The sequence below is a fragment of the Roseixanthobacter psychrophilus genome (genome assembly GCF_043195195.1).
Taxonomy (GTDB): Bacteria; Pseudomonadota; Alphaproteobacteria; order Rhizobiales; family Xanthobacteraceae; genus NCEH01.
In genome coordinates this window covers 21986-42945 of sequence record NZ_JBAFWT010000015.1, presented here as the reverse complement: position 1 = coordinate 42945, position 20960 = coordinate 21986, and the positions used below count along the sequence as shown (strand labels likewise).

15 protein-coding genes are annotated in these 20960 nt (G+C 65.6%); 9 read left to right on the top strand and 6 right to left on the bottom strand.

Translation table 11 applies throughout. From position 1 onward, the window contains the following. On the bottom strand, window positions 1–2301 hold the full coding sequence (locus V5F77_RS14755) for an FdhF/YdeP family oxidoreductase (protein ID WP_429006114.1): 2301 nt from the start codon (window positions 2299–2301) through the stop codon (window positions 1–3). Window positions 2302–2532: 231 nt separating this feature from the next. On the opposite strand from V5F77_RS14755, the gene V5F77_RS14750 reads away from it, so the two are divergent. After that, window positions 2533–2751 (top strand): hypothetical protein, encoded by a 219-nt coding sequence (locus V5F77_RS14750; RefSeq protein ID WP_429006113.1) that lies wholly within the window; start codon window positions 2533–2535, stop codon window positions 2749–2751. A 34-nt stretch (window positions 2752–2785) separates the two neighbouring features. On the opposite strand, the gene V5F77_RS14745 is transcribed toward V5F77_RS14750, so the two are convergent. Then, window positions 2786–3574 (bottom strand): IclR family transcriptional regulator, encoded by a 789-nt coding sequence (locus V5F77_RS14745; protein WP_429006112.1) that lies wholly within the window; start codon window positions 3572–3574, stop codon window positions 2786–2788. A 211-nt stretch (window positions 3575–3785) separates the two neighbouring features. On the opposite strand from V5F77_RS14745, the gene V5F77_RS14740 reads away from it, so the two are divergent. From V5F77_RS14740 to pta, 4 genes are all read left to right on the top strand, one after another. Beyond that, window positions 3786–5492: a GMC family oxidoreductase gene (locus V5F77_RS14740; RefSeq protein WP_429006111.1), complete on the top strand. Its 1707-nt coding sequence runs from the start codon at window positions 3786–3788 to the stop codon at window positions 5490–5492. Continuing rightward, window positions 5456–6784 carry an MFS transporter gene (locus tag V5F77_RS14735; protein WP_429006110.1) on the top strand — a complete coding sequence of 443 codons (1329 nt, stop codon included), beginning with the start codon at window positions 5456–5458 and terminating at the stop codon, window positions 6782–6784. The genes V5F77_RS14740 and V5F77_RS14735 overlap by 37 nt, the downstream gene beginning before the upstream one ends. A gap of 67 nt (window positions 6785–6851) precedes the next feature. Then, window positions 6852–8627, top strand: coding sequence for a sulfoacetaldehyde acetyltransferase (xsc, locus tag V5F77_RS14730; protein ID WP_429006109.1), 1776 nt, complete (start codon window positions 6852–6854; stop codon window positions 8625–8627). Between the two features lie 70 nt (window positions 8628–8697). Further along, window positions 8698–9756, top strand: coding sequence for a phosphate acetyltransferase (pta, locus tag V5F77_RS14725; RefSeq protein ID WP_429006108.1), 1059 nt, complete (start codon window positions 8698–8700; stop codon window positions 9754–9756). On the opposite strand, the gene V5F77_RS14720 is transcribed toward pta, so the two are convergent. Then, window positions 9744–10418: a DUF2161 domain-containing phosphodiesterase gene (locus V5F77_RS14720; protein ID WP_429006175.1), complete on the bottom strand. Its 675-nt coding sequence runs from the start codon at window positions 10416–10418 to the stop codon at window positions 9744–9746. The two genes, pta and V5F77_RS14720, sit on opposite strands and share 13 nt — an antisense overlap. Window positions 10419–10988: 570 nt before the next feature. Here V5F77_RS14720 and V5F77_RS14715 point away from each other — a divergent pair. Both V5F77_RS14715 and V5F77_RS14710 read left to right on the top strand, forming a co-directional pair. Then, entirely contained in the window at window positions 10989–12008 is a 1020-nt protein-coding gene (locus V5F77_RS14715) for a TRAP transporter substrate-binding protein (RefSeq protein ID WP_429006107.1), read from the top strand. A gap of 5 nt (window positions 12009–12013) precedes the next feature. Continuing rightward, the gene (locus V5F77_RS14710; protein ID WP_429006106.1) at window positions 12014–13909 is read left to right on the top strand and encodes a TRAP transporter large permease; all 1896 of its coding nucleotides are present in this window, start codon (window positions 12014–12016) and stop codon (window positions 13907–13909) included. Between the two features lie 28 nt (window positions 13910–13937). Here the strand turns inward: V5F77_RS14710 and V5F77_RS14705 are convergent, their stop codons facing one another. From V5F77_RS14705 to V5F77_RS14695, 3 genes are all read right to left on the bottom strand, one after another. Beyond that, window positions 13938–14498: a GNAT family N-acetyltransferase gene (locus tag V5F77_RS14705; RefSeq protein ID WP_429006105.1), complete on the bottom strand. Its 561-nt coding sequence runs from the start codon at window positions 14496–14498 to the stop codon at window positions 13938–13940. Window positions 14499–14522: 24 nt separating this feature from the next. Continuing rightward, window positions 14523–16880: an Orn/Lys/Arg family decarboxylase gene (locus V5F77_RS14700; RefSeq protein WP_429006104.1), complete on the bottom strand. Its 2358-nt coding sequence runs from the start codon at window positions 16878–16880 to the stop codon at window positions 14523–14525. Window positions 16881–16955: 75 nt separating this feature from the next. Further along, complete coding sequence (locus V5F77_RS14695; protein ID WP_429006103.1) at window positions 16956–17852, bottom strand: LysR family transcriptional regulator; 897 nt, start codon at window positions 17850–17852, stop codon at window positions 16956–16958. A gap of 82 nt (window positions 17853–17934) precedes the next feature. On the opposite strand from V5F77_RS14695, the gene V5F77_RS14690 reads away from it, so the two are divergent. Both V5F77_RS14690 and htpG read left to right on the top strand, forming a co-directional pair. Further along, window positions 17935–18918 (top strand): NAD-dependent epimerase/dehydratase family protein, encoded by a 984-nt coding sequence (locus V5F77_RS14690; RefSeq protein WP_429006102.1) that lies wholly within the window; start codon window positions 17935–17937, stop codon window positions 18916–18918. Between the two features lie 114 nt (window positions 18919–19032). Further along, complete coding sequence (gene htpG, locus V5F77_RS14685) at window positions 19033–20922, top strand: molecular chaperone HtpG (RefSeq protein WP_429006101.1); 1890 nt, start codon at window positions 19033–19035, stop codon at window positions 20920–20922. Window positions 20923–20960 lie beyond the last annotated feature (38 nt).

Sequence of the window (20960 nt, the reverse complement as noted above, 5' to 3'; positions counted from 1 at the left end):
TCAGGCCGCCTTCTCTTGCGCGCCGGACAGCACGATGCGGATGGGAATGCCCTTGTAGGACGGGGTGAAGCTCATCGGATCGTGCGCATGGAGCGGCACGAGCGGATTGACCTCCGGGTAATAGGCGGCGCAGCTTCCCGCTGGAAAAGCATGGGCGACCAGCTCGAAATTGCGCACCACGCGCGTCACGCCATCTCGCGAGGCGGACACCAGATCCACCCGGTCGCCCGGCTTGAGGCCGCGCTTCGCAATCTCCTCCGTGTCGATGAACAGCACGTCGCGCCGGCCGAAGATGCCGCGATAGCGGTCGGAGAGGGAGTAGAGCGTGGTGTTGTACTGGTCGTGGCTGCGCACGCTGGTGAGCCACAATACGTCGGGATCATGCTGCTCGGGGTCCTCGCCGAGTCCCTGGTAGACCAGGAAATTCGCCTTTCCAGATGGCGTCGCCCAGATCCGCTCGCGGGCGGTGGAGGTGAGGTGGAAACCGCCGGGAATGCGGACGCGGGCGTTGTAGCCCTGAAAGATCGGGAACACCGCCTCGATGGCGTCGCGGATCGTATCGTACGCGGCGACGAAGGCCTCCCAGTCGACCACCGAGCGTTCCCCGAGGGTGGCGCGCGCCATGCCCGCGACGATCGCCGGCTCGCTCATGAGATGCGGGGAGGCCGGTGCGTTGCGGCCCGCCGAGGCGTGGACCATCGACATGGAATCCTCCACCGTGATGGATTGCGGCCCGCCCGCCTGTAGGTCGATTTCGGTGCGGCCGAGGCAGGGCAGGATCAGCGCCTCCCGGCCGTGGACGAGATGGCTGCGGTTGAGCTTGGTGGAGACGTGGACCGTCAGGTCCAGCCGGCGAAAGGCGGCGTGGGTGGCCTGCCAGTCGGGAATGGCGGCGACGATGTTCCCGCCCATGCCGATGAACACGCGCGCTTCGCCCTTCACCATCGCCTCGAGCGCGGTGACTACGTTGTGGCCGTGCGCCGCCGGCGGCTTGAAGCCGAACCGGCTCTCCAGCCGGGCAAGGAATTCGGCGGTCGGCACCTCGGTGATGCCCACCGTGCGATCGCCCTGGACATTGGAATGGCCGCGCACCGGGCACAGGCCCGCGCCTTCCTTGCCCATGTTGCCCTTCATCAGGCACAGATTGGCGAGCTGCTGGACCGCCGCCGCACCGTGCCGGTGCTGGGTGATGCCCATGCCGAACACCACGATCGCGCGCTCGGCCCGCATATAGGCGTGCGCGGCCTCCTCGATCGCCGCGCGCGACAGGCCGGAGCGGCGCTCGATGTCGGTCCAGGGCGTCGCCTTCGCGTCGGCAGCGACCGCATCGAAGCCAACCGTGTGGCCGCGGATAAAGTCCCAGTCCAGGATCTCGATCTGGTCCTGCGCGCGGGCCCGCTCATCCTCCTCCACCAGGACCTTCATCAGCCCCTTGATGACCGCCACGTCGCCGCCGACGCGCACCTGGTTGAGGCGGGAACTGATCGGCGTGGAGGTCAGGGTTGCCATCTCCACCGGATTCTGCGGCGCCTGGAAGCGCTCCAGGGCCCGTTCGCGGAACGGATTGAAGGAGATGATGGTGGCGCCGCGCCGCGAGGCGTCGCGCAGGCTGGTCATCATGCGCGGACTGTTGGTGCCGGGATTCTGGCCGAAGATGAGGATGCAGTCGGTCTTGTCGAAGTCTTCCAGCAGCACCGTGCCCTTGCCGACGCCCAGCGATAGGGGCAGGCCGACGCTGGTGGCCTCGTGGCACATGTTGGAGCAGTCGGGGAAATTGTTGGTGCCGTATTCGCGCACGAACAGCTGGTAGAGGAACGCCGCCTCGTTCGAGGTGCGGCCGGAGGTGTAGAACTCCGCCATGTTGGGATCGGGCAGCGCCCGCAGATGCCGGCCGATGGTGGCGAAGGCCTCCTCCCAGCTCACAGGACGGTAACGGTCGCTCGCCGCGTCATAGGCCATGGGGTGGGTGAGGCGGCCGGTCATTTCGAGCTCGTAATCGCCCCAGCTCGCAAGCTCGCTGACCGTGTGGTCGGCGAAGAAATCGGGCGTGCAGCGCTTGGCAGTCGCCTCCCAGGCCACCGCCTTGCCGCCGTTCTCGCAGAATTCGAAGGAGGAGGTGTGCTTGGGGTCGGGCCAGGCGCAGCCGGGGCAGTCGAAGCCTTGAGGCTGGTTCATCCGCAGCAAGGTGGTCGCGCCCTTGACGGCGATGTCCTGTTCGATCAGGTGCGCCCCGAGCGCCTTCAGGGCCCCCCAACCGCCGGCGGGCTCGTCATAGCGCCGGATGCCTTTCTGGCTGGACATCTGCTTCCCTCACGTTCGAAACGGTGACGGGCAGATGGTGACAAGGTCGCATCCGGTCTTCTTCCGGAAGGGCGCGCCGTTTTTCCAAAGCGCACCCAGTTCGGGGCACCGTCCCGGCACGGGAGCATTGCTGCCATGCAGCAATTTCGCAGTCGTGATTTTGCAGTGCGATAGACGCTGTGTTATTTTGGAGCCGCTTCAATCTGGCTTCGAACCCCGTCCGCACCTGCAATGAACCATCTTCAGCGTCTTCAGAACGTCGTGCTTCTCGCCGCCACGCTATGCTTCGTCGCGGCAGTGGCGCAGACTCAAACGGCGCTGTCCGCGTCCCGGTCCGCCCCTGAGCTTGAGGTCGCCGTCGCCCGCGCGGTCTCGAACATTTCATGGCATGTGGAGCAGGCTGCACGCATGGAAAGCGCGGATCCGCTGGCGACCTATATCGTCAATTGACCCTGTGATGCGGCTGACCGTGTGAGGCGGCCGGTCAGTCCGGCAGCGTCGCGGCGAGCTTGTCGGCCGCGCTCATCAGGTGCGGCAGGAGCGATACAGCCTTGTCGAGGGAGAAGCGCGGCACCGGGCCGTGGCAGGCCACCGCCCCGACAACTTCGCCGCGCGCATCCTTCACCGGCACAGCGATGGCGCACAACCCCTCCAGAAACTCCTGATCGTCGGTGCTGTAGCCGCGCGCGGTGATCCGCTCCAGTTCCTCTTCCAACGCCGCGATGCTGGTGAAGGTGTTCGGCGTCTGCGCCTTCAGGTGGAGGGTCTGCAGAATGCGCCGACGCTGCGAGGGCCGCATGGCTGAGAGGAACAATTTGCCGCTCGCGGTGCAATGCATCGGCACGCGCGAGCCGACCTCCAGATGCATGCGCAGCGGCCAACTGGCTTCCACGCGGTCGAGATAGACCGCCTCGTTGCCCACCCGCGTGACGAAGTTGCAAGTCTCGCCCGCCACTTCCACCAATTCTTCGAGAATTCCCCGGCGCTCCGCGCTGACCGAATTGCGCAGCATGTCGAAGCCCATGCGCAGGAATCGCGGCCCGGCGGCGAAGCGGCGCCCGTCGGGGTCGCGCAGCAAATAGGATTCGGCTTCCAGCTTCTGGCACAGGCGGTGAACCGTCGGCTTGGGCAGCGCAAGCCGCACGCACAGTTCCGGCACGCCGAGCGGCACATGCGAACGGGCGACCTCGCCGAGCAGATCGAGCGCGCGCAGCATCGCCGATGCGCCGTCCCGTTCCTCTGTTTTCTCAGGCTTTTTAATGACTTCCGCCATTTCCATCGTCTCGCCCGCTGCACAGAGGAGCGAACCATAATGGTTGGCGCGCGCAAGTCCAAGGGACTGCGCATCTTTGCTGCGACTGCCCAACAGGTCCTTCGCAGTGCACAACAAAAATCTCACTAAATGAGACGTTTTGGTTCAATTATTGGATTGACTCGTATCAGACCTTCGTCGCATCGTTGGTGCCGCAGAGAGGAAACTGCCAATGCAAGGCGAGGAATACTTCGACTTCGTGGTCGTCGGCGCGGGGTCGTCCGGATGTGTACTGGCCAATCGCCTCAGCGAAGACGGCAAAAGCCGCGTAGCGCTGGTAGAGGCGGGCCCGAAGGACACGAATCCGTGGATTCATGTGCCGATCGGCTACGGCAAGACCATGTGGAACGACCGGCTCAACTGGCGCTTCCATACGGAACCTGAGCCCACCATGGACGGGCGCAGCATTTATTGGCCGCGCGGCCGCGTGCTTGGGGGATGCTCGTCGATCAACGGGCTGGTCGTGATCCGCGGACAGCGCGAGGATTATGACGGCTGGGTGGCGCGCGGCGCGGAAGGCTGGAGCTGGCCGGATGTGCTGCCCTATTTCAAGAAGCTGGAGAACAACCCGCGTTTCTCCAACGATCCGCTGCATGGCACCGGCGGTCCCCTCACCATCAGCTCCATTCCCCGCAAGCACCCGCTGATCGAGGCGGCCAAGGCTGCCGGGCGTGCCCTCGGGGTTCCGGAAACGGAAGACTTCAACGGCGCGACCCAGGAGGGCGTCGGCTATTTCCAGCTCACGACCCGCAAGGGCATGCGGGTGAGCGCGGCCAAGGCCTATCTTTCCCCGGCGCGGGACCGATCCAACCTGACCATCTTCACGGAGGCGCAGGCCCGCCGCGTGTTGTTCGACGGCGTGCGGGCGACCGGTGTCGAGCTGAGCGTCGCCGGCGGCATCAAGACGCTCAAGGCCCGGCGCGGCGTCATTCTTTCGGCGGGTGCGGTCCAGTCGCCGCAATTGCTGATGCTTTCCGGCATCGGTCCCGCGGAGCACCTTAAGGCCAATGGCATAGAGGTGAAGGTCGACAGCCCCGGCGTCGGCGGGAATTTGCAGGATCATCTGCAATTGCGCCTGCTCTACCGCTGCACCAAACCCATCACCACCAACGACGCGCTGAACTCCCTCACCGGGCGGCTGCGCATGGGCCTCGAATATCTGCTGTTCCGCGGCGGGCCGCTGGCCATCGGCATCAACCAGGGTGGGTTGTTCACGCGGGTGCTGCCGGAATCCAAGACGCCGGATATTCAGTTCCACATCGGCACGCTTTCGGCCGACATGGCCGGCGGCAAGGTGCATGCCCATTCCGGCTTCACGCTCTCGGTGTGCCAGTTGCGGCCCGAGAGCACCGGCACGGTGCGCCTTGGTTCGCCCGATCCGCTCGCGCCGCCGAAGATCAACGCCAATTATCTCGCCACCGAGACCGATCGGCGCTGTGCCGTGGCCAGCCTCAAGTTCGCCCGCAAGCTCGCCGCCACCGAGCCGCTGCGCAGTTATGTGGCCGAGGAGAAGCTGCCCGGCCCCGGCGTCACCGACGACGCGGGTTTGCTCGCTTTTGCCCGGGAATATGGCGCCACCATCTTCCACCCCGCCGGCACCTGCCGCATGGGCGCCGATGACGACCGGGACGCGGTGCTCGATCCCCGCCTGCGGGTGCGCGGGGTCGACGGCCTGTGGGTGGTCGACTGTTCCGTGATGCCGGCGGTCACCTCCGGCAACACCAATATTCCCGCGATCATGATCGGAGAAAAAGCCGCCGACATGATCCGCGAGGACACGCTGAACAACAGCACAGGGCGAGACAACGCCCCTGAACAAACCAAGGACGGGAGGAAAACACCATGGCAGGACACGCAGCAGCTTCAAGCCGCGAGTTAAGGCGGGTTGTCGGCGCCAGCCTTATCGGCGCAACCATCGAATGGTATGATTTCTTTCTTTACGGCATCGCCGCGGGCATCGTCTTCAACAAGCTGTTCTTTCCCGGCGACGATCCGGTGGTCTCGATCCTGCTGGCCTATACCACGTTCGCCGTCGGCTTCGTGGCGCGGCCCATCGGCGGGCTGATCTTCGGCCATTTCGGCGACAAGCTGGGCCGCAAGACCATGCTCATCATGACCTTGATGATCATGGGCGTCGCCACGGTGGCGATCGGCCTTCTGCCCACCTATGCGCAGATCGGCGTCGCCGCGCCCATCCTACTGCTGCTTCTGCGCATCGCGCAGGGCATCGGCATCGGCGGCGAATGGGGCGGCGCGGTCCTGATGGCGTATGAATATGCGCCGGAGAACAAGCGCGGCCTCTATGCCTCGATCCCGCAGATCGGGCTTGCACTGGGCCTGTGCCTTGCCTCGGGCGTCACCGCCCTTATGTCCATGCTGCCGGACGAGCAATTCATGTCCTGGGGTTGGCGCATCGGCTTCGTCGGCTCCGTCGTGCTCATCGTGGTCGGAATGTATATCCGCCTCAAGGTGCACGAGACGCCCGAATTCGAACAGGTGAAGGCCAACAACCAGGAAGCCAGCATCCCGTTCTTCACCCTGCTGCGCGAGTATCCTCGCAATGTCATCCTGGGCATGGGCGTGCGCTATATCGACGGCGTGTTCTTCAACGTCTTCGCCGTGTTCTCCATCGTCTATCTGGCGAACTATGTGAAGGTGCCGCGCACGTCGACCTTGTGGCTGGTCACGGTGGCCGCCTTCGTCATGGTGTTCACCATCCCGATGTTCGGCAAGCTCTCCGACCGCTGGGGGCGTCCGCGCACCTATGCCGTCGGCTCGCTGCTGCTGGCGCTCTCGGTCTATCCCGCCTTCTGGCTGATGTCCTCGGGCTCCATGCCGCTGATCGCGCTCGGCATCATCTTCCCGTTCGGGGTGCTCTACGCCATGTGCTACGGGCCGGAAGCCGCTTTGTTCTCGGACCTGTTCGATGCGCGGGTGCGCTATACCGGCATCTCGTTCGTCTACCAGTTCTCTGGAATCGTCGCGAGCGGCATCACCCCGATCATCGCCACTTACCTGCTCGCCCATGGCAACGGACTGCCCTGGTACGTGTGCGCCTACGTGGTGTTCGCGGCCGTGATCAGCATGCTCTCCGCCATGGCGATCCGCGTTCCCGCGCCGGGCACGCACGCATCCGCAATCGCTCAGCGCTCGCCCGAGGGCGCGCGCTGACGGACCGGACCGGAAGGCGGCGCAGCCGCCGCCTTCCTTCCCTTTCCAACAGAGGACTGATCTTCCCATGAAGATGACCACCGAAGAGGCGTTCATCAAGGTCGTGCAGGCGCACGGGATCGACGAAGCCTTCGGCATCATCGGCTCGGCCATGATGCCGGTGTCCGACCTGTTCCCCACGGCGGGCATCCGCTTCTGGGACTGCGCCCACGAGACCAACGCCGGCCTGATCTGCGACGGCTATACCCGCGCCACCGGCCGCATGGCCATGGCCATCGCCCAGAACGGCCCGGGCGTGACCGGCTTCGTCACCGCGATGAAGACCGCCTATTGGAACCACACCCCGATGCTGCTGGTGACGCCGCAGGCGGCCAACCGGACCATCGGCCAGGGCGGGTTCCAGGAAGTCTCGCAGATGGCCATGTTCTCCGACATGGTCTGCTACCAGGAAGAGGTTCGCGACCCGACGCGCGTCGCCGAGGTGCTGAACCGCGTGATCGAGAAGGCCTGGCGCGCCTCTGCCCCGGCGCAGATCAACATTCCGCGCGATTTCTGGACTCAGGTGGTCGATATCGAGCTGCCGCAGATCGTGCGCCTGGAACGTCCCACGGGCGGCAAGAATGCCATCGACGAGGCGGCCAAGCTCTTGTCAGAAGCAAAGTTTCCGGTGGTGCTCAACGGCGCCGGCGTGGTCATCGGCAATGCCATTCCTGAGGCCATGGCCCTCGCCGAGACGCTCGGCGCCCCGGTCTGCGCCGGCTATCAGCACAATGACGCCGCCCCCGGCAGCCATCCCCTCACCGTCGGTCCGCTCGGCTACAATGGCTCGAAGGCGGCCATGGAGCTGATCGCCCAGGCCGACGTGGTGCTGGCGCTCGGCACCCGCCTCAATCCCTTCTCCACCTTGCCCGGCTACGGCATGGAGTATTGGCCGCGCGAGGCCAAGATCATCCAAGTGGACATCAATCCGGACCGCATCGGCCTCACCAAGAAGATCTCGGTCGGCATCTGCGGCGACGCGCGCGAAGTGGCGAGCCAGCTCCTGGCGCAGCTCGCGCCCGGGGCCGGTGATGCCGGACGCGAGGAGCGGCGCGCGCTGATCCACCAGACCCGGTCGCGCTGGCTCCAGCAGCTCGCCTCCATGGACCACGAGGACGACGATCCCGGCACTTCCTGGAACCAGGATGCCCGCGTGCGCGATGCCGAACGCATGTCGCCGCGCCAAGCCTGGCGCGCCATCCAGGCCGCCCTGCCGAAGGAGGTGATCGTCTCCACCGACATCGGCAACAATTGCGCCATCGGCAACGCCTATCCCACCTTCGAGATGGGGCGCAAATATCTCGCCCCCGGCATGTTCGGCCCGTGCGGCTATGCCTTTCCCGCCATCATCGGCGCGAAGATCGGCTGTCCCGACGTGCCGGTGTTCGGCTTCGCGGGCGACGGCGCCTTCGGCATCTCCATCAATGAGATGACCTCCATCGGCCGCGAGGAATGGCCGGCGGTGACCATGGTGGTGTTCCGCAATTTCCAGTGGGGCGCGGAAAAGCGCAACACCACGCTCTGGTACGCCAATAATTTCGTCGGCACCGAGCTGGATCCCAAGCTGTCCTACGCCAAGATCGCGGAAGGCTGCGGCTTCAAGGGGGTGCGGGTCGATACGGCGGCGGCGCTCACCGACGCCATCGCCGCCGCTGCCGTCGACCAGAAGGCCGGCATCACCACCTTTATCGAGGTGGTGCTGAACCAGGAACTCGGCGAACCCTTCCGCCGCGATGCCATGAAGAAGCCCGTCAAGGTGGCCGGTATCGAGCGAGCCGATATGCGCGAGCAAATGGCCCGCTGACCTGCGGCGGGAGGCGTTCCCTGACCCGCCTCCCGCCGCCCTTCCCTTGCTCCCCGCCATGAGGCCCGACATGCTCGCCCTCGACCGGATCATCGACGCCGCCCGCGCGGCCCCCCGCAGCATCGTCCTGCCTGAGGGCGCCGATCCGCGCATCGCGTCCGCCGCTCGCAGGGCGGTGCGCGAAGGCATTGCCCGCCCCATCCTCCTCGGTGCGCCGCAGGAGGTCCTGGCGGCCCTCGATGGCGATGCGCGGGGCATCGTCATCGAGGATCCCGCCGCCTCCCTGCACCACGAGGCTTATGCGGGCGAACTGCATGCGCTGCGCCGGGCCAAGGGCATGGACCTTGCCGCCGCCCGGCACCGCATGCTCGAACCGCTCGCCTTCGCCGCCATGATGGTGCGTATGGGGGACGCGGACGGCACGGTGGGCGGAGCGGTCGCCACCACCGCCGAGACCGTGCGCGCCGCGCTCCAGATCATCGGCCTCGCGCCGGGCGCGAAGCTGGTGTCGAGCTTCTTCCTGATGATCCTGTGCGAGGATTACCACGTCCAGAAGGGGGCCTATGTGTTCGCCGACTGTGGGCTGGTGATCGACCCGGACGCAGCGGAGCTCGCCGACATCGCCATCGCCTCCGCGCACTCCTATACCGCTATGACGGGCGCGCCGGCGAAGGTGGCCATGCTCTCCTTCTCCACCGCCGGCAGCGCGCGGCATGAGCGGGTGGACAAAGTGGTGGAGGCCGTGAACATCGCCAGAACTTTGGATTCATCCTTGATCATTGAGGGAGAACTTCAGTTTGACGCGGCGTTCGTCGCCGCCGTCGGTGCCGCCAAGGCGCCCGGTGGGGCCATCTGCGGCGACGCCAATGTGTTCGTCTTCCCCAATCTCGACGCCGCCAACATCGGCTACAAGATCGCCCAGCGCATCGGTGGGGCAAAGGCGATCGGCCCGGTATTGCAAGGACTTGCGCGCCCGGCCAACGATCTGTCGCGCGGCTGCTCGGAGGACGACGTGTTTCACATGATCGCCCTCACCTGCGCCCAGGCCGGGCAGGGGCTTGTACCCGGCGCGGCACCGGCATGGCATGGCGCAGCTTTAGGGGGCGTCGGAATTTCTCAAGTGCGATAAGCACTTATCGCTTCAGTCTGCGGCCAGCGCACCAATGCGTCCCGCCCTTTGTCGGTGAGGACATAGACCCCCCGCTCGGCCCGCATGAACCAGCCATAGACGTTATCGATCAGGATCTTACCGGCATCCGGCGCGACCGGGCGCAGGTCGCGGGGACGCATCGGTCCCTGGGCCATGGCGGCGGCGCAGGCCAGCGCCTGTTGGCGATAGGCGGTCATGATCGGCGCCCGCGATCCCCCGCCCACCGCCGGATCTCCCTGCCGCCGCCGATGCTCGCGAACGAGCCGGGAGCGGCGCTTCGGATCCTTGCGGGGCATGGGTGCTTCGGGGCTGACGATGATGGTCACCTCGCCCTCCGGCGACACGCCGAGCATGCCGAAACCGAGCCGCCGGCACAGATTGCGAAACCGCGAATCGCTTTCGCGACCCTTGCCGCGCGCCGATGTGCGCGCGGCAATCCACACCTCGTCACAGGCGCAGGCGCGATCGACCGCCTGGAGCACGAGTTCAAGAGTGAAGCTCATCTTCAGCTCGCCGATCACCACCAGCGGCGGCTCGTCGCCGGACAGTGCGAGCAGATCGCAGCCGCCGACCTCGCCCTTCACGGCAAAGCCGAGGCCTTCCAGGAAGTGTTTGATCGGCAGGTACAGCGAGGTTTCCAGGACAGACCTCTTCGGCGACTCAGTTCTTACCTTTCATAGGCCAAAACGGGCATGACCAACCATTCCCCGCGGTTCCAGCACAGGCCCGCACGGGTTGCCAGAGGTGACGCAGCGTCGCTGACATGCGCGCTGGAACAGCCGTTCCCGGCTCGATATGATGGCCGCGCAACACCCCGTCCCGGTCGAGAAGCCCTGCGCGCCCGAGCGTTAGCAGGGCCCGCCGGACGGTGGTTCTGGGAGGATGGATGTTGCGGGAGGTTTGGATCAGCGCGTGCCCGTCCGGGGCAAAGCGCAAGAGCGACGCGCGCTTAACCGCGCCCCGCATGGTCCATGCGGATCTTGGCCTTAATCTTACGTTGCGGCATAGTCATCGGCCGGGCTTGGCCCAAGACCCATGAAATTTTGATTTTTCAAGTCTTTTTTCCGCCTCCTCTCGCCGGGCGGTTGGGAATGGCAGTTCTGTCGCCATTATCAAGAGTGAATAGAGTCAAAACTTAAGTGAAAGAATGGGTTCACGTGGACCCGCAAAGGAACGAGCCCGTAACGGGCCGCACAAGGAGGAAAGCGTTCATGTCCCTGTCCCGTCGCGCCCTGCTGAAGGCCACGGCCGCCACCGTCGTGACCGGCGCCGTCTTCGCGCCATTCCTTGCCCGCGCCCAGCAGGCGGAGTTCAGCTATAAATACGCCAATAACCTGCCCGACACCCATCCCATGAACGTACGCGCTCGCGAAATGGCGGTCGCGATCAAGCAGGAGACGGGCGGGCGGTTCGACCTCCAGGTGTTCCCAAATAATCAACTCGGGTCCGATACGGACGTGCTGAGCCAGTTGCGTTCCGGCGGCGTTGAATTCTTCACGCTCTCGCCGCTGATCCTCGCGACATTGGTGCCCAATGCCTCGGTGAGCGGCCTCGGCTTCGCCTTCCCGGACTATGCCACGGTGTGGAAGGCGATGGATGGGGAGCTTGGCGCCTATGTGCGCGGGCAGATCTCCAAGGCGGGCCTCGTCGCCATGGACAAGATCTGGGACAATGGCTTCCGCCAGACCACGTCGTCCACACGCGCGATCAAGACTCCGGCGGACTTTGAAGGCTTCAAGATCCGCGTGCCGGTTTCGCCGCTTTGGACCTCCCTGTTCAAGGCGTTTGGAGCGGCTCCGGCCTCGATCAATTTCGCCGAGGTCTATTCCGCGCTGCAGACCAAGATTGTCGAGGGGCAGGAAAATCCGCTCGCCATCATCGCCACGGCGAAGCTCTACGAAGTCCAGAAATACTGCTCGCTCACCAACCATATGTGGGACGGATTCTGGTTCCTGGCCAATCGCCGCGCCTGGCAGGCGATCCCCGAGGACCTGCGCACCATCGTCGCGCGGAATATCAATGCCGCCGGCGAAAAGGAGCGCGCCGACGTCGCCAAGCTGAACGCCACGCTGCAGGAGGATCTCGCCGCCAAGGGGTTGATCTTCAACGCGCCGGAAACCGCCCCCTTCCGGGAAAAGCTGCGCACCGCCGGCTTCTATGCGGAGTGGAAGGGCAAATACGGCGAGGAGGCCTGGGCGATCCTGGAGACTGCGGTCGGCAAGCTGTCGTGACCGGGATGGCCGACAGTCCCCCGCTCCATGGGACGGGAGGGGCACCGGCGACGGTGTCCGCTCCCGTTTCGCGCCTCGCCAGCGCTGCCCGCCTCGCCGACCGGGTGCTGGGTGCCACGGTGGAAATCCCGGTGGCGCTGCTGGTGGCGGTGGAAATCTGCATCCTGTTCGCCGGCGTGATCGCCCGCTACGTATTCCACCAGCCGCTGATCTGGTCGGATGAGCTGGCCTCGATGCTGTTTCTATGGCTCGCCATGCTGGGCGCCGCCGTGGCGTTCCGGCGCGGCGAGCATATGCGCATGGCCGCCATCGCCAGCCAGGTTAGCCCGGGGCTGCGCGCGTTCCTGGACATGTTCGCCATCACCGCCGCGCTGGCGTTCCTGCTGCTCATTTTTCCCCATGCCTTGAGCTATGCGGAAGAGGAATCCTTCATCCTCACCCCGGCTCTTGAGATTCCCAATTCCTTCCGCGCCGCCGCCCTGCCGGTGGGCCTGGGGCTGATGGCGGTTTTCGCCTTCCTGCGCCTCGCCCAGGCGGCGCATATGAAACTGGTGCTCGCGGCACTGATCGCGACGGCCGGGATCGTCGCCGCCTTCTGGCTGATCGGGCCGTTCCTTCGGCCGCTCGGCAACCTCAATCTGCTGATCTTCTTCGTCGGCGTGGTCGCTGCAGGCGTGTTTGCGGGGGTGCCCATCGCCTTCGCCTTCGGCCTTGCCACCTTCGGCTATCTGGCTCTGACCACCGGCACCCCCATGATGGTGCTGGTGGGGCGGATGGACGAGGGCATGAGCCATCTGATCCTGCTTTCGGTGCCGCTGTTCGTCTTCCTCGGCCAGTTGATCGAGATGACCGGCATGGCCAGGGCGATGGTGCAGTTCCTGGCCAGCCTGCTCGGCCATGTCAGGGGCGGGCTGCATTATGTGCTGGTGGGCGCGATGTACCTGGTCTCCGGCATCTCGGGGGCGAAGGCGGCCGACATGGCGGCGGTGGCGCCGGTGCTGTTTCCGGAAATGAAGGCGCGAGGGGCCAAGGACGGCGATCTTGTCGCCTTGCTCTCTGCCACCGGCGCGCAGACCGAGACCATTCCGCCGAGCCTCGTCCTCATCACCATTGGCTCGGTCACCGGCGTCTCCATTTCTGCCCTGTTCACCGGCGGGTTGCTGCCGGGCGTGGTGCTGGCGGTGACGCTGTGCATGGTCGTGTGGTGGCGCTATCGCGGCGAGGATCTGAGCGCCGTTTCGCGCGTGCCGTGGTCCGCGATCGGCCGCAGCTTCCTCATCGCCTTTCCCGCCATCGCCCTGCCGTTCGTCATCCGCGCGGCGGTGATCGAGGGCGTGGCGACGGCCACCGAGGTTTCCACCATCGGCATCGTCTATGCCATCGTCGCCGGCCTGTTCATCTACCGCCGGTTCGACGTTCGGCGCCTCAGGCCCATGCTGGTGGATACCGCCTGCCTCTCCGGTGCCATCCTGCTCATCATCGGCACCGCCACCGGCATGGCGTGGGGGCTGACCCAATCGGGCTTTTCACGCTCCCTGGCACAGGCCATGACAGGCATGCCGGGTGGGGCCGGCACCTTCATGGCGGTGTCGGTCGTCGCCTTCATCATCCTCGGCAGCGTGCTGGAGGGAATCCCGGCCATCGTGCTGTTCGGCCCGCTGCTGTTCCCGATCGCGCGGGCGGTGGGCATCCATGAGGTGCATTATGCCATGGTGGTGATCCTCGCCATGGGCATCGGCCTGTTCGCGCCGCCGTTCGGGGTCGGCTATTACGCCGCCTGCGCCATCGGCCGGGTCGATCCGGTGGCGGGAATGAAGCCGATCCTCGGCTATCTCGTCGCCTTGTTCATCGGCCTCGTGGTGGTGGCGCTGGTGCCCTGGTTCTCGATCGGCTTCCTGTAGGCGCGGGACGCGACGCGAAGGCCGGCATTCACCGCGTGGAGAGCGGCAAGGGTGGCGGCGGGGCGGTGGTTCCGGCGCCCAGCGAGCGCTGCACCATGACGCTGTCCGACCAGCGGCCATAGCGGTAGGCCACACCCGGCAGGAGGCCGACGCGCACGAAGCCGAACTTCTCGTGCAACGTCAGCGATGCCGTATTGTCGGCATCGATATAGCCGATCATCTGGCGGAAGCCTGCGGCGGCGCAGGCATCGATCAGACCGCGCATGAGCACGCGGCCGATGCCTTGGCCAAGATGCTCGTGGTGGACATAAATCGAGTGCTTGACCGTGTAGCGATAGGCCGGTCGTTTGCGGAACAGCACCACATAGGCATAGCCCACTACGACCCCGCCCCGGATCGCGACAATGTGCGGGAAGCGCCGACTTTTCAGGTTTTTCCGGCGCTCGCGCAGATCGTCCGGCTGCGGCATCTCGCCGTCGTCGACCCCTTCCTCGACGCCGCGGCGGATGTGACGGCGATAGATCGCCAGCATGCTATCCACATCCGAATCCCGTGACGGTCGCACGACGACGTCTTGCTCTTGCTCCATGGGCGAACCTGAAACTCCTCTGGCCTATTCGGCGACCACATAGGTGTGGAGCCGCACGCGGCCCGATGCATCCGTTTCGCGATAGACGCCCTGGATCTCCACGTCAAAGCCGGGGAAGGTGTTGAAGCAGGCTTCGAACATCTTGAGATAGTCGATCATGGGCTGCGCCCGCTCGGTGAGCCGCTCGCCCGGCACGATGGTGGCGATGCCAGGGGGATAGACGACAAAGGGCGTCGTCGCGACGCGCCCGAAAATGGCATCGATGGGGAGATAGTCCACATCGTTGCGCACCAGGCTGCGGGCCGCATCGTGGGGCGAAATGGCAATGTCCGGCAGGTGCGCGGCGGAAAACTGCAGCGCCTGGAGGGCGCTCACATTGGCGGCACGGAAGAAGCGGTGCATCTCCCCGCACAGATCGCGCAGCCGTACCCCGGCATAGCGTGCCGGCCGGCGGCGGTAGAATTCCGGGATCGCCTCTTCCAGCAGGGCGTTGTCGTCGTGCAGCTTCTTGAAGGCGACGAGCCCGCTGATGAGCGTGCCGGCCTTGCTGGCCTCGACGCCTGGCGTGAGCAGGAACAGCAGGGAATTGAGGTCGTTCTTCTCGGCGACGATGCGGTTCTCGCGCAGATATTGCGCCACCACCGGCGCCGGGATGCCGTGCTCGGCATAGGCGCCGGTGGCGCGGTCGAAGCCTGGGGTCAGCAAGGTGAGCTTGTTGGGGTCGGTCATGGCGAAGCCCGGCTCCATGCCGGAAAAGCCGTGCCAGGATGCGCCGGGAGAAAGGTGCCAGAAGGCCGGGTTGGTGGCGAGCTGGTCGGTGGCGACGCTCTCCCACGGCACGTCATGCACCGCGCCGGGGCTCGACACATCCGGGATCGCCACCCGGTCGGGGACGAATGGCTCGAAGAACCAGCGCCGTTCGGGGCGCTGCTCCTTCTCTTCGAACTCGCGGCGCACCGCGCGGATCTTCTTGCGCAGCTCGATGCCGAGCCGGATCGTATCGTCCCACAGCACTTCGCCCGAACGGCCCTTCATCATCTGCGCGCCCACGTCGAGCGAGGCAAACAGGGGGTAGAAGGGCGAGGTGGAGGCGTGCTGCATGAAGCTTTCGTTGAAGCGCCGATGCTCCACGCGCCGCTTCTGGCCGGTGATGTGCCGGTCCTTCATGTGGATCTGGGAGGCCTGCGAGAAGCTCGCGAGCTGCTTGTGGGTGGATTGGGTGGCGATGATGCCGGGGGCGTCGGCGCCAAGGTCCTTCAGGCCCATGGCGAAGCGCCCGGCATAGAGCGGATGGAACTTCATGAAGCCGGCCCAGGCCTCATCGAACAATATATAATCGCAAAGATGCCCGATCTTCTTCAGGATCATCTCGGCATTATGGATCGTCCCGTCATAGGTGCATTGCTCCACCACCGCGACGCGGAACGGACGCGGCTTCTGCCAGGCGTCGGGATCGGCCACCAGGGGATGGGTGCGGATGCGCTCGCGCAAAGCGGTTTCGTCCAGCGCGGCGAAGTCCATGGGGCCGATCAGGCCGTGGGCGTTGCGCACGGTGGGCACATAGACCGGGATGCCGCCGGAAATCATCAGCGCGCCGTGATGGGCGGCCTTGTGATTGTTGCGGTCGAACAGCACCAGGTCGCCGTCGGTGACGAGCGCCGCAAGTGCCACCTTGTTCGAGGTGGAGGTCCCGTTCAGCACGAAATAGGTCTTCTCGGCGCCGAAGATCTTGGCGGCTTCCTTCTGCGCCTGCAGTGCCGGACCCTCGTGGGTCAGGAGATCACCGAGGTCGAGGACGGAATTGTCGAGGTCGTCGCGGAACACCGCTTCGCCCAGATGTTCCATGAACACCCGGCCGATGGGGCTGCGGGAATAGAACACGCCGCCATTGTGTCCCGGACAGGTCCAGAGCTGGTTGCCTTCCTCCGCATAATCCACCAGCGCGCCGAAGAACGGGGTCTTCAGCGTATCGGCATATTGCTTCAGCCGGCTGATGAGATTCTTGGCGATGAAGGCGGGTGTCTCCTCGGAGAGGAAGACATAGCCGTCGATGAAGTCCAGCACCTCCACCGGCACGTCCTCGAAGCGCTTGCGGCGGATCAGGAGGATGATCGGGAAATCGAGGCCGCGCCGGCGCATGAGGTTGATGAGCGAGGCGGTCTTGCCCTCCAGGCCCTTCTTGCCCCAGTCCACCAGCATGCAGCCGATGGCGGCATCGGTCTGCACGGCGATCTCGGCATCTTCCAGATTGCGCGCCTTCACCACCTCAAAGCCGGAGCGCTCGATCTCGGCGACGATCTGGTTGTAGCGGGCGCCCTCCAGATCCTCAGCGTCGAAGGCCGGGGTTGCGAACAGGAAGGTGAATCGTCTGAAATATTCCATGGGGGCACCCGATCTGATCCGGACCGGAGGTGTCAACGGGTTTCATGACAGTGCCGTGACGATATGAGGCGCGTGTCACGCGCTCGCGCAATAGGCGGAGAGGGCGCGCACCAAATGATCGAAGGTGACGCGCACGCGACGCACCTGCCGCAAATCCTCGTGCATCGCCACGAAGGTTTCCAGCGACATGTCGAACGATTCGGCGAGCACCCGTGTCAGCACCGGCGCGCGTGCCGCCAGCGCGACCTGACAGAAGCCGATTCCAGCCCCCGCGCGGATCGCCTCCAATTGGGCAAGGTGGCTATCGGTGCGATAGGCGAGCGTCTGCGCCGGCGGCGCGCCCTTGAGGGCAGCGAGGGTGCGCAAATCGTCCACGTCCCGGTCCGGCCCGATGATCGCGAAGCGGGAAAGATCGGCAAGGTCGCGCGGCACGCCGGCGCGTTCGAGATAGGCGGGCGCCGCGAACATACCGAGCTTGACCGCACCCACATGCTTCACCACCAGCGCCCCTTGTCCCGGCCGCACCATGCGCACCGCAATGTCTGCCTCCTGGTGCAGGAGGTCCTGGTTGCGGTTGCTGAGATGGGTCTCGATGCGCAGGCGCGGATGGTGCGCCAGCAGATCGGCGAGGATCGCCGGCAGCACCTGCGCGCCCACCATGTCGCTGGCGGTGATGCGCACCGTGCCGGCAAGGGCGCCCGCATCGGCGGAGGCTGTGCGCGTGAAGGCTTCCGCCGCAATGGCCATGGCCCGCGCATGGGGGCCGAGCGCACGGGCGCTCTCGGTGGGCAGGAGGCCGGACGGCGAACGGGTGAAGAGCGTCTGGCCGATGCTGCGTTCCAGTGCCTCCAGGCGGCGGCGCACCGTCGGCTGCGCCACGCCAAGCGCCCGTGCCGCAGCGGAGAGGCTGCCATGCTCCAGCACCGCCAGGAAGGCGCGTTGGTTCTCCCAATCGGCAACGCTCAGGCTCATACATTATAGACTAGTCATTCGTTCAGCTTTGACAATTCCATACGAGGAGGAAAAAGCCGCATATGGTCTTCAACGACGGGAGATGGCCATGGCTGAAACAGGAAAACACACCGCGCTGGTGCTCGGCGCTACGGGCGGTATCGGTGGCGAGGTCGCCGCGACGCTGCTGCGCCGGGGGTGGCAGGTCACGGCTTTGGCGCGCGATCCGCAGGGGGCTGGCGCGCCATGGACGCGCGAGGGGGCAGGCCCCGATTGGATCAAGGGCGATGCCATGGATGCGGCGTCCGTGCGTGCGGCGGCGGCCGGCGCAGCGCTCATCGTCCATGCGGTGAACCCGCCGGGCTATCGCGATTGGGACAAGCTGGTGCTGCCCATGCTGGACAACACAATCGCTGCGGCGCGGGCGAGCGGCGCGCGCATTCTGCTGCCGGGTACGGTCTATAATTTCGGCCCCGACGCCTTCGCCGATCCGAGCGAGGATGCGCCGCAGAACCCGCGGACCCGTAAGGGCGCGATCCGCGTGGCCATGGAAGCGCGCTTGCGCGCCGCATCGGCGGACGGCGTGCCGGCCTTGATCGTGCGCGCCGGCGATTTCTTCGGCCCTCACGCCGCCAACAATTGGTTTTCGCAAGGTCTGGTGCGGCCCGGTCGTCCGGTGGAAGCCATCAGCTATCCCGGCCGGCGCGGCGTCGGCCATCAATGGGCCTATCTGCCCGACGTGGCGGAGACCATGGTACGGCTCGCAGAGCGCGGCGAAGCGCTCGGCCGGTTCGAGACCTTCCACATGGAGGGCCATTGGGACGGAGACGGAACGGCGATGATCGCGGCGATCCGCACGGCCGTCGGGCGGGAGATCAAGGCCAAGGCGTTCCCCTGGTGGCTGGTCACGCTCGCCTCGCCTTTTGTCCCCACCTTCCGGGAGCTTGGCGAGATGCGTTATCTCTGGAACGTGCCGTTGCACATGGGCAATCGCAAGCTTGTGGCCTGCCTCGGGGAGGAACCCCACACACCACTCCCCCGCGCGGTGCGCGATACGCTTTCCGGCCTCGGCTGCCTGCGCGGATAGAGGCGCTCGTGGGGGTGGTCGCAGGCGAACCCCCCAGCTCTGTCGCCCACGCCCCTTGAAATCCGTCATGGCTTCCGCCATCTGGTCGTCGCCTTCAACCGGAGAGCATCCGCCATGACAACCGAAAGTGTCGCCGCGCCCGAGACTCACGCCTTCGAGGCCGATGTCGCCAAGCTGCTGCACCTCATGGTGCACGCGGTTTATTCCGATAAGGACGTGTTCCTGCGCGAGCTGATTTCCAACGCCGCCGATGCCTGCGAAAAGCTGCGCTATGAAGCAATCAGCGATCCGGCGCTGCTCGGCGACGACGCGAAATTGCGGATCACCCTGCATCCCGATGCCGAGAACCGCCGCCTGACCATTGAGGATAACGGCATAGGCATGAGCGCGCTCGACATGGCCGAGGCGCTGGGCACCATTGCCCGTTCCGGCACCAAGGCGTTCATGGACCGCATCGCCGCCAATGCGGGCGGGGAGGGCACCCAGCTCATCGGCCAGTTCGGCGTCGGCTTCTATTCGGCCTTCATGGTGGCCGAGAAGGTGGATGTGATTTCGCGCCGCGCCGGAACCGATCAGGCCTCGATCTGGTCCTCGGATGGACAGGGCACGTACACCATCGCCCCGGCGGACCTTGCGGATGCTCCCGCGCGCGGCACCCGCGTGGTGCTGCACCTGATGGAGGACGCAACCGCCTATTGCGAGCGCTACAACCTGGAGCGGATCGTCAAGGCGCAGTCCGGCCACGTGCCGGTGCCGATCGTGCTCGTGGGCACCGGCGAAGACGAGACCGCGGAGATCGCTGACGGCGCGGCGCTCTGGACCAAGCCCAAGTCCGAGATCAGCGAAGACGAATATGCCGATTTCTATCGCAGCGTCGCCGGCCAGTTCGACCGGCCGGCCCTGACGATCCATTATCGCGCCGAGGGGCGGCATGAATATTCGGTGCTGGCCTTTGTGCCGGGCTCAAAGCCGTTCGATTTGTTCGACCCCGACCGCAGCGGGCGCATGAAGCTTTATGTGAAGCGGGTGTTCATCACCGATGAGGCCGAGCTTCTGCCGCGCTATCTGCGGTTCGTGCGCGGGCTGGTGGATTCCGCCGATCTGCCGCTGAACATGTCGCGCGAGATGATCCAGGAAAGCCCGATCCTCGCCGCCATCAAGAAGGGCGTGTCCAATCGCATCCTTGGCGAGCTGGAAAAGCTCTCCGCCAATGATGCCGAAACCTATGAGTCCATCTGGGAAAATTTTGGCCCGGTGCTCAAGGAAGGGCTTTATGAGGATTACGAGCGCCGCCCGGCCCTGCTGAGCCTCGCCCGCTTCAAGACCACCGCTTCTGGGGGCGCATGGCGTTCGCTGAAGGATTATGTTGCGGGACTGAAGGAAAACCAGACGGCGATCTATTATTCCACCGGCAGCGATCTGGAGCGGATTTCCGCATCCCCGCAGCTGGAAGGATTCCGTGCGCGCGGCATCGAGGTGCTTCTGCTGCCGGACCAGGTGGACAATTTCTGGGTGACCGCCGGGCTCGATTATGAGGGCAAGCCGTTCAAATCGGTCACGCAGGGTTCGGCCGACCTCAAGCTGATCTCGCTGCTGGAGGGAGATGAGCCGCCGACAGCCGAGGCAAGCGAGGACGTGGCGGGCTTCATCGCCTTCCTCAAGTCCGCACTCGCCGATGCCGTCTCGGATGTGCGCGCGTCCGACCGCCTCACGGAAAGTGCGGTGTGTCTCGTCGCCTCCGAGCAGGGCATGGACCGCGAACTGGAGCGGCTGCTGGCGAATGCCGGGCGGGGCGGGGGAAGCGCCAAGCCGGTTCTTGAGGTCAATCCGCGCCATGAGCTGGTTCAGAAACTTGCCACTTTGGGCGAAGACGAGGCCAGCTTCCGCGCAGACGCCGCCCATCTGTTGCTTGACGAAGCTCAGATCGCCGATGGCGAGCGGCCGAGCGATCCGCGCGCATTCTCCGCGCGGCTTGGCCGGCTGATCGCCCGCGCCCTGCGCTGAGGCGGGGGCGGGGCACGCAGATGGGGCCAGGGGCGGGG

Bases quoted from the DNA above. Each gene is read 5' to 3' on its own strand.
- V5F77_RS14710 (WP_429006106.1), top strand. From the start codon at position 12,014: ATGGCCGACAGTCCCCCGCTCCATGGGACGGGAGGGGCACCGGCGACG.
- pta (WP_429006108.1), top strand. From the start codon at position 8,698: ATGCTCGCCCTCGACCGGATCATCGACGCCGCCCGCGCGGCCCCCCGC.
- htpG (WP_429006101.1), top strand. From the start codon at position 19,033: ATGACAACCGAAAGTGTCGCCGCGCCCGAGACTCACGCCTTCGAGGCC.
- V5F77_RS14735 (WP_429006110.1), top strand. From the start codon at position 5,456: ATGGCAGGACACGCAGCAGCTTCAAGCCGCGAGTTAAGGCGGGTTGTC.
- V5F77_RS14700 (WP_429006104.1), bottom strand. From the start codon at position 16,880: ATGGAATATTTCAGACGATTCACCTTCCTGTTCGCAACCCCGGCCTTC.
- V5F77_RS14705 (WP_429006105.1), bottom strand. From the start codon at position 14,498: ATGGAGCAAGAGCAAGACGTCGTCGTGCGACCGTCACGGGATTCGGAT.
- V5F77_RS14750 (WP_429006113.1), top strand. From the start codon at position 2,533: ATGAACCATCTTCAGCGTCTTCAGAACGTCGTGCTTCTCGCCGCCACG.
- V5F77_RS14715 (WP_429006107.1), top strand. From the start codon at position 10,989: ATGTCCCTGTCCCGTCGCGCCCTGCTGAAGGCCACGGCCGCCACCGTC.
- xsc (WP_429006109.1), top strand. From the start codon at position 6,852: ATGAAGATGACCACCGAAGAGGCGTTCATCAAGGTCGTGCAGGCGCAC.
- V5F77_RS14745 (WP_429006112.1), bottom strand. From the start codon at position 3,574: ATGGCGGAAGTCATTAAAAAGCCTGAGAAAACAGAGGAACGGGACGGC.
- V5F77_RS14740 (WP_429006111.1), top strand. From the start codon at position 3,786: ATGCAAGGCGAGGAATACTTCGACTTCGTGGTCGTCGGCGCGGGGTCG.
- V5F77_RS14755 (WP_429006114.1), bottom strand. From the start codon at position 2,301: ATGTCCAGCCAGAAAGGCATCCGGCGCTATGACGAGCCCGCCGGCGGT.
- V5F77_RS14695 (WP_429006103.1), bottom strand. From the start codon at position 17,852: ATGAGCCTGAGCGTTGCCGATTGGGAGAACCAACGCGCCTTCCTGGCG.
- V5F77_RS14690 (WP_429006102.1), top strand. From the start codon at position 17,935: ATGGCCATGGCTGAAACAGGAAAACACACCGCGCTGGTGCTCGGCGCT.